The organism is Haladaptatus ordinarius, from assembly GCF_054177595.1.
On sequence record NZ_JBPEHH010000135.1, the window covers coordinates 1 to 8,309 of the forward strand.

The 8,309-nt window shown below is 54.0% G+C and carries 7 protein-coding genes and 1 pseudogene; 6 read left to right on the plus strand and 2 right to left on the minus strand.

Annotation, left to right across the window (positions count from 1 at the left end):
• Positions 1-128 (minus strand): annotated as a pseudogene (locus tag ACR3FF_RS24050) (ISH3 family transposase); the annotation flags it as partial.
• Between the two features lie 65 nt (positions 129-193).
• On the opposite strand from ACR3FF_RS24050, the gene ACR3FF_RS27470 reads away from it, so the two are divergent.
• From ACR3FF_RS27470 to ACR3FF_RS24060, 3 genes are all read left to right on the plus strand, one after another.
• On the plus strand, positions 194-370 hold the full coding sequence (locus tag ACR3FF_RS27470; protein WP_472850167.1) for a PIN domain-containing protein: 177 nt from the start codon (positions 194-196) through the stop codon (positions 368-370).
• Positions 371-504: 134 nt separating this feature from the next.
• Positions 505-1,260: a helix-turn-helix domain-containing protein gene (locus ACR3FF_RS24055; RefSeq protein ID WP_458190656.1), complete on the plus strand. Its 756-nt coding sequence runs from the start codon at positions 505-507 to the stop codon at positions 1,258-1,260.
• Between the two features lie 118 nt (positions 1,261-1,378).
• Positions 1,379-4,084, plus strand: coding sequence for a heavy metal translocating P-type ATPase (locus ACR3FF_RS24060; protein WP_458190657.1), 2,706 nt, complete (start codon positions 1,379-1,381; stop codon positions 4,082-4,084).
• A gap of 24 nt (positions 4,085-4,108) precedes the next feature.
• Here ACR3FF_RS24060 and ACR3FF_RS24065 read toward each other — a convergent pair whose 3' ends face one another.
• Positions 4,109-4,645, minus strand: a complete 537-nt coding sequence (locus tag ACR3FF_RS24065; RefSeq protein ID WP_458190658.1) for a hypothetical protein — start codon at positions 4,643-4,645, stop codon at positions 4,109-4,111.
• 403 nt (positions 4,646-5,048) lie between these two features.
• Between ACR3FF_RS24065 and ACR3FF_RS24070 the strand changes: the two genes are divergently transcribed.
• The 3 genes from ACR3FF_RS24070 to ACR3FF_RS24080 all read left to right on the plus strand — a co-directional run bounded on the left by ACR3FF_RS24070 (position 5,049) and on the right by ACR3FF_RS24080 (position 7,814).
• The gene (locus tag ACR3FF_RS24070) at positions 5,049-5,486 is read left to right on the plus strand and encodes a TRAM domain-containing protein (protein ID WP_458190659.1); all 438 of its coding nucleotides are present in this window, start codon (positions 5,049-5,051) and stop codon (positions 5,484-5,486) included.
• A gap of 1,100 nt (positions 5,487-6,586) precedes the next feature.
• A complete protein-coding gene (locus ACR3FF_RS24075) occupies positions 6,587-7,393 on the plus strand; it encodes a diadenylate cyclase domain-containing protein (protein WP_458190660.1) in 807 nt (268 codons plus the stop codon).
• Between the two features lie 253 nt (positions 7,394-7,646).
• The gene (locus tag ACR3FF_RS24080; protein ID WP_458190661.1) at positions 7,647-7,814 is read left to right on the plus strand and encodes a hypothetical protein; all 168 of its coding nucleotides are present in this window, start codon (positions 7,647-7,649) and stop codon (positions 7,812-7,814) included.
• Positions 7,815-8,309 lie beyond the last annotated feature (495 nt).

An 8,309-nucleotide genomic window follows, 5' to 3' on the forward strand; every position in this document is an offset into this window, starting at 1 on the left:
GAGGGGCAGCCCTCGATTCCGGGCATCGGCACCAACTCGAGCACCTCCAGAGCAAGAGTCTTGAGTTGGCTGTTCGTAATGAACTCGTCCGGATCTGTAAGCACCCGTTTGAGCTTTGGAAGGTTCACCAGGTGCGTATCCGGACAGCGGATGAATCAGGTTCCTGATTCACCCGCTTCACTCAGGACTACGTATCAGCTGCTGGACTCCTGAGCCAGAGTGGACAACTAGCGAGAGTGGACAACTAGCGACTGTCGTAACGACAGACACTGACGCTGGCAAAGGTGTTGTGAGAGCAATCGAAGCTCGGGGATTCGAAGGCCAAATCGCGGTCAAAAATGGATTCAATTTGATCGAGGAGATCACGTAATGCATATCGAGATCGTCGCCCCCCAACCTAGTTTCTCAGGACGGATGCTATGCTCGTCCATGACGATATCTGGACTGTATGAGTGGTTTTAGGCGATATTCACATTCATCAGCGTCTATCCCCTACATACACCTATGCGTGAATTCGTCTTCGCTCTCGAGTACGAGCCAGGAAGCAACCCGGTTGCCGATATCCTCGCGGAGTTTCCGGAGACACAACTCCGTTCCCTCTCATGCCACGTCACCACCGACACACTGTGGCGGGTAGACCATATTAGCGGCGCTGAAGAAGCTCTTGACGCAGTCGCCGATGCGGTCGCCACGGCTGACTATTTTGCTGATTGTCTCGTTCGGCGCGATTGCCAGGGCGAGTGGGAAACCCGTGTCCTCGATCGGACTGCTGATACGCTCATCCTCTACTCGTACTGGAATCGCACCGTCGCCTGTACGTCGATTCCGCATCTCGCACTCGAACACTTCGGTGATGGGCTGATCTTCGAGACGACCTGGCGCGGTCGCCGGTATCAATGGCGCTTGATTCTTCCCGGTGATGCGAAGCTCACACCCTTCTATGATACCCTCGAAGCCGAAATCGCCGAAACAGCCGGTGTCGATATCATTCGCGTAAAGGATACAGATGCGTCAGATCTCGACGTAGCAGAGAGTGAGAGCGATCAGTTCCTCTCACCAGAGCAGGAGAGTGCGTTACGAGCCGCTGTCGAACACGGCTACTATGAAACCCCGCGAGCAATCGAAACGTACGAACTGGCTGAGCTGCTCGGCATTCCGGGTTCAACCCTTTCGTATCGTCTCCGCCGATCAGAAGCCCATCTCGCCGGATCCTACGTAAAGAATATGCCGTTTTCTCAACTCCCTAAATCAGAACAGTAACGCTGGTTCTCGCTCGTCCATTTGGTGTGTACCAAACGAACCCGTAAGCCACAACGAGAACTACTAGCGAGTAATGAATAGAGAGTCGGATCAACGGACTCCATCAGAGACAAACGAAGTGGAGACTGCGGTTGTCGCAGTCCCCGAGATGGATTGCCCGTCCTGTGCAGCAAAAATCACCAAGAGTGTCGAGTCACTCACAGGGGTCGAGACGATCGATCCAGAGGTGATGACTGGAACGGTGACAACCACCTATCACCCGGATCAGGTCGACCAGAGCGACATTATCGACCGAATCGAGGCAGCAGGATATGCCGTTCAATCGATTCCGGAACGTGAATCGGCGTCCTTCAGTGTCCCGGACATGGATTGTCCCTCCTGTGCGAGTAAGATCACCACCAGCGTTGAGCAACTGTCCGGTATCGAGGCAATCGATCCAGAAGTGACGACAGGAACAGTCCATGTCGAGTACGATTCCTTACAGACCGACACCGAAACAATCGGTGAGCGAATCGAGGCCGCGGGCTACACAATCGAGACGGAACATGCAGAACGCACAGACACGTTCGACGTGCCCGACATGGACTGTCCGTCCTGTGCCGGCAAGATCGAGAATGCACTCGACGTATGTAATGGAATTCTCGCGTACAATACCCAACCGACGACCGGGACGGTCACCGTAACGTACGATCCAGATACTGCCGCCCAAAGCGACCTCACCGATGCGATCGAAGGAGCAGGCTACGTTGTCGAAAGCAGTCGAACCGAGGGATCGACGAGTCAAGACACACGCCCACGCGAAAATCCCAGTGCCGTTTGGCGCAGCACACGTGCCCTCAAGATCTACACAGGTGCCACGTTTCTCACGCTTGGACTCACCGTCGAATATCTCCTTCCCTCGCTGAACGTCGTGCTTGCGACTGGGTTCGGCCAAGCAATCACACTTACGGAAGTGTTCTACCTCCTGGGCATCATTGCGGGCGGCGAGAGAATTCTCCGAAATGGGTACTACTCCGCCCGAAACCTGAGTCTCGATATTGATTTGCTGATGAGCCTCGGCATTCTTGGGGCGGTCGCCGCGAGTCTCATCTTCGGTGAATCTCTCTACTTCGAGGGCGGCACCCTCGCAGTGTTGTTCAGTTTCGCTCAACTGATGGAGCGATACTCGATGGGACGGGCACGAAGCTCCCTCGACGAACTCATGGAGCTTGCACCAGAGACCGCAACCGTTCGTCGCAATGGCGATGAACAGACACTCCATATCGACGATGTCCGATTTGACGACGTGGTTATCGTCCGTCCAGGGGATAAGATTCCGATGGACGGCGAGGTCATTGAGGGCGAGAGTGCGGTTAACCAGGCACCAATCACGGGTGAAAGCGTGCCCGTCGATAAGACCGAAGGTGAGGAAGTGTACGCTGGGACGATCAACGAGGAGGGCTATCTAGAAGTTCGGGTCACCTCGACAGCTGCCGAAAACACCATTGCACGGATCATCGAGATGGTTGAGGATGCCCAGCGCGAGAAAACGGACCACGAGCAATTTGTCGACCACTTTGCCAGCTACTACACACCTGTTGTCGTGAGTCTCGCGGTCGCACTCGTATTCGTCCAGCCACTCGTGTTCGATGCGACGTGGCGAACTGGCTTCGTCCATGGTCTAACGCTACTCGTCCTCGCGTGTCCATGTGCAATGGTCATCAGTACCCCCGTAAGCGTCGTCTCGGGGATTACGAGCGCTGCCAAAAACGGCGTCCTCATCAAAAGTGGGCCAGACTTGGAAGCGATGGGGGATGTCGATACCGTTGCGTTCGATAAAACGGGAACACTCACGAAAGGCGAATTGACCGTCACGGACGTCGTCCCGCTCGAAGGAACGTCTCGCAAAGAGGTATTGCGGACCGCACAAAGTCTGGAAGCACGGAGTGAACACCCGATTGCAGCTGCAATTAGTGATGCCGGTACTACCGAAGGTATCTCCGAACGCTCGATCACGAATTTCGAGAGTCTTACCGGCAAGGGCGTGACCGGAACCATCGACGATGAACAGTACTACATCGGCAAGCCGGAGCTGTTCGAGAACCTCGGTTTCGATCTAGGTCACGTCCATGTAGCAACGGATGGCGGAGTCGCGATGACGACGGCGGAGTGTGACCACGGTCAGTATCTCGATTTGATGGCCGAAACTGTACCAAGCCTCCAAAACGACGGAAAGACGGTCGTATTCGTCGGAACGGACGATCGATTGCTCGGTCTCATCGCCGTGGCTGATGAGGTTCGACCTGGTGCACGCGAGACGGTCGAACAGCTCCACAACCACGGCATCAAGCGTGTCGTCATGCTGACCGGCGATAACGAGGGCACGGCCCAAGCGATCGCCGACCAGATCGGCGTTGATGACTACCGAGCCGAACTCCTGCCGGGTGAGAAAGTAGAGGTCGTCGAAGAGCTTCTCGAACAGTCTGATGGTGTCGCGATGGTCGGTGATGGAATCAACGATGCACCGGCACTCGCGACGGCGACAGTTGGGATTGCAATGGGTGCAGCGGGGACGGACACCGCTCTTGAGACGGCAGACATCGCTCTGCTGAGCGACGATCTCACCAAGTTGCCGTATCTCGCCGGGTTGTCCCAAACGGCGACGTCAGTGATTCGCCAGAACATCTGGACAAGTCTCGGCATCAAGACATTGCTGGCGATTGGCGTGCCGTTTGGCCTCGTGAACGTCATCGTGGCTGTTGTTGTCGGCGATATGGGGATGAGTATCGGTGTGACGGCGAATGCGATGCGACTCTCGCGACTCAAACCCAGCCGGTTCTTCTGAGGGTCTTTCGGTCGGTCACAAACCTCACCCGAACGACGCCAAACTGGACTCGGTATATTGCCCTAGCTCCTCTTCAATATCCGATTCGCGCCACCCCAACGGCGACAGCGCACTCGCTGCTGCACGAACCAACAACTCCCGATAAAACTCGACATCATACTCATCCGACTCCTCACTTGCCAACAGCACCCGCTCCCGCGATTTCTTCGAATCATCAATCACCATGTACGACACACGCTGACCGGGCGCACGCGTCAGCCTGAAATCGGCCGCCCGCTCTAGTGCCGCTACACTTCGTGTCGATTGCGTGTAGTCCTCCTTCTTCTTCGAAACGCGATTTGTAATCACCAACTCATTCGGATCGACCACACCCCGCTCAAGCCGATCAACCCACGACCGCAATTGCTCACAAACCGCCTCTGGGTCACGGTACTCATCGACCGCCCGAATCAACGCTTTCTGCGCCGCATCGATATACGACGGCGTACTTCGCTGGCGACACTCGATGCCCCGATATTTGTACTCGTCTTCACCAGCGACCTTTCCGAAGTACTTCGTCAAGGCACCGGCATCCGAATCACGCAATGGAACGAACGCTATCCAGTCGTAGTGGGCTTCATGCTCAAGACGAATCTCTACCTCCTCGGACCACCAGCAGCGTCAGACGACCCGTCGGCCCGGACGTGGTGGACTGGGCATCGACATTCTTCCCCGGAGGAGTGAGACGGCGAAGCCGTCGAACGGTCGAAGACCGGAACTCGACACCAGGGAACGTCGGTAGTATAGATACAGCGGGAGAACGCTTAACCGTAATGTTCGTGGAATATCCGACCCTGCTATCGGCGGCGATTGTCAAGTACGGTGTCGGATTCATCCCCACCCTGAAGGATGGGGCTTTCTCCTCGATTCTCCGTAATGGTTACAAACACAGGTTCTTGTGTGTACAGAATGATGATGTGGATAGATGGAAATCCCCGACGAACTACGCTGTCTCTTTAGTAGCAAAATCGAAGCAGAAGATGGGTCGTACACGCTCACAGTACCGAGCCAAGAGATTACAGATGGCGACATCCAGCCGAACACCGGTTATCGCGTGGCGTTACTGAAACAGCCGTCACCAGCGGATAGCACCGAACGAGAGACGACCCCTACGACATCCGACAAGGAGAATCACGGCCACCAGTCGAGTCACTCAACAGCCCCAGTCGAAGCGGGCGAACGCCGGACGGTCGAGATCGAAGACGTCGGCGAGAAAGGCGATGGGATCGCCCGTGTCGAGCGGGGCTACGTGGTTATCGTGCCCGACACGGAGAAACGTGACCGCGTCACCGTCGAGATCAACAACGTCACACCAAACGTCGCCTTCGCTGAGGTCGTCGAACGAAAAGCCTACTACGAGTAGACTCCGAACGTGTTCTCCAACGTTTCCGCGATTGTTCGACCACGCCGGTCGTGTCATCCACAACGGTGAAACAGTCGGGTTTCAGTCAATCGTGAGTGACGGACCCAGACTGATTATCGCCGAGTGCTGAAGAACCCGCTCTCACATCCGGTCCACATGCCGACAACTCGACAGGAGTGATATCACTCGGCGAATCGTCGTCCAGCCACGAAACCCAATTTTTTAGAAAACCGCGCTCTCGATGCCACGAAACACCCCTCGAACGGAGTGATATCACTATCACCGGTCTTCTTCTCGTTCACACGATACCACTGAACCCATCCGGTCGATAAAACTGAAGACGGTTCTCACGGTGGACAACAACACGAAGACACGCAAACCACGGCAGGAAACGAACCACGAGACAAAGATCCCGTTCCGGACGACCATAGGTCGTCTGTTACTGTACCACCTATCCTACGGACTTCCAGAGCAGATAGTCATTTAAAATTTTTCCAAATCGTAAGAGATTTGATTTTGTTTGGTTGCTAGTTTTCCAGTTCCTTCTCCCGTGTTGTCGATGAATCATCGTCTGTTTTCGTCGGTTTCGTCCTTACGCCGAGACAAGTGTGGGAGAAAGTTGAACGACGAGAACACGACTGATTGTGATATCACCCCTACCCCGGCCACAGACGCGGTTGCCGGAGAGTAGCGTGGTCGGGACGAACTAACGCCCGAGAGGGACACGCCTCTAACACGAACGCCAACACAACCGCGGATATGGACGCCTCGATTTGACACAGTTCGGAACTGACGCCGTACGACTACTCGTAAGTACGGCAGTATCGGCGTCTATCGGCGACAAGCCAGCGGGAGGGGGAGAGCTGGTACCGCCACCGCGTCTGTGGTCGGAAACACGTGGGTGAACCAATCGAGAAAGTCACAGTCAGTAGAGCGCGATTTGGTTCTAACGATAGTGTTCACGTCTTCTACTTGAGAGATATCATAGATGAGACCCACATAAGATATGAGGTCGACACTGATGAAAAGACAGCAATTGGACAGTCGGAGGAGTCTAAGGGAATGAGCACTAACTGGACATAGAGACACACCGTCACACAATGGACCAGTTACAAGACTTAGGCAAGGAGATCATAGCCGATGTTGAGACTGCACTTTTACATAATCCAAGTAAGTCACAATATAACAAATGGAAAAAAGACGTCAATATTGTCGTTGTGGGTATAGAGAATAGCTTTGATGAAGAACAATTTATTGAACTGCCAATAGAATTCCACGACAAAGACAAACTCTTTCGTTTTGGATTGGCTGGGGCACTAGATCACGATTTTATTGCTGATAGTGAAACCGTGATTTGTGCTGCACAGCTCTTTAGCGATAGCATTGATTTATTTACGCGGATTGACGCGGATCGAAGCGAGACAAGCAAACTCTATGATTTCTTTTATCACTCGCGGGCAGAACAATCGGAGATCAAGGCCATACTTGAGTTAGCGATTGGATTAGGGAAAAGTGGACAGAAAGGAAAACCGGTCGGAGCCCTATTTGCGATCGGTGATGCAGGCACTGTGATGAATTCGTCTCGCTCACTCTCCTACAATCCTTTCGATCAGTCTCACGTTCATGCTGGTGACCCGATTGTCAGTGTGATGTTAAAGGAATTCTCACGCCTCGATGGTGCGTTTGTTATTTCTGATGCAGGGAAAATCGTGAGTGCGTATCAGTATCTTGAACCGTCGATTGATACCCTCGATATTCCAAAAGGACTCGGGACACGGCACAACGCAGCAGCCGCGATTACAGATGAAACAGAGGCGGTCACGATTGTTTTGAGTGAGGGAGATAGTCGTGTCCGGGGTTTCAAAAATGGAGATTTGATCTTCAACATAGATCCGAACCAATACTGATCTTCACGGGGTCACGATGGCGCTTCAAGAATATTCGAGACAGTCCAGCGCTCAGAACAGAACATCGAGTTCGTCAACTTCCGCGAGAAACGTGCCGAGAGTCAGCAAGTCGAAGACAAGTATCTCGATGTCCTCGAGCACGCGAAGAACGTCGCAAAGACAAATGACGTGATGGTCGCATGACTGGGCTACTGGGGAGTCGCAACCCTACGGCTGTGCGTACACAAACGACGGCTATCGCGTGATGGAGGAGATGGCCGAACGCGTCCCAGGCGTGACCTACAAAGAGTCACGCACGTTGTCGGTGGACGACGCGATGGGTGTCGGCGGGCATCACATCGAGATCACGTTCGCCCATCCCGATTTGGCCGGAGGGATGCGAGCCCACGAAGCCAACGCGGGAGGGAACGGAGGGCACTGATTTTAGCGTTGTAATCACGGGGATTCGACGAACCCCCGCTCGAACCACACCACCACAAGAGATTCACACCGCACTGCCGGTGAAACATGGTGGTACTAGTCGGTTGGTTACGGTGAAGTGCGTCTATTTCTGCGAAACAGAGGGGGTCGCTCTCGCGATCCCCCTCTATTACAAAGTTATAATCCACTACTCTCACTTACGACACTCGAGGACGGCGAGAGTGAGAACGTATCAAAGTGTTCCAAACTGACGAGCCAGCAGTTGAATGTCCTACATATCGTCTGTAGGTATGGCATGCCAGATATAGAGGCGATATGCAGCACGGCAGTTGTGTTCCAATCACGCCAGAATGGCTGTATCGAGCGTTAGAATTCTAGAGCGTGTCATAGAATCCATCTCATAGCTTTTCGCAGCCCGGGTCGTTTCCTCGCTCGTAGTTGGTGATTGCAACCACGAGTCGGAGACAGAGCGCAACGAACACTTCTGTTCGTGCGT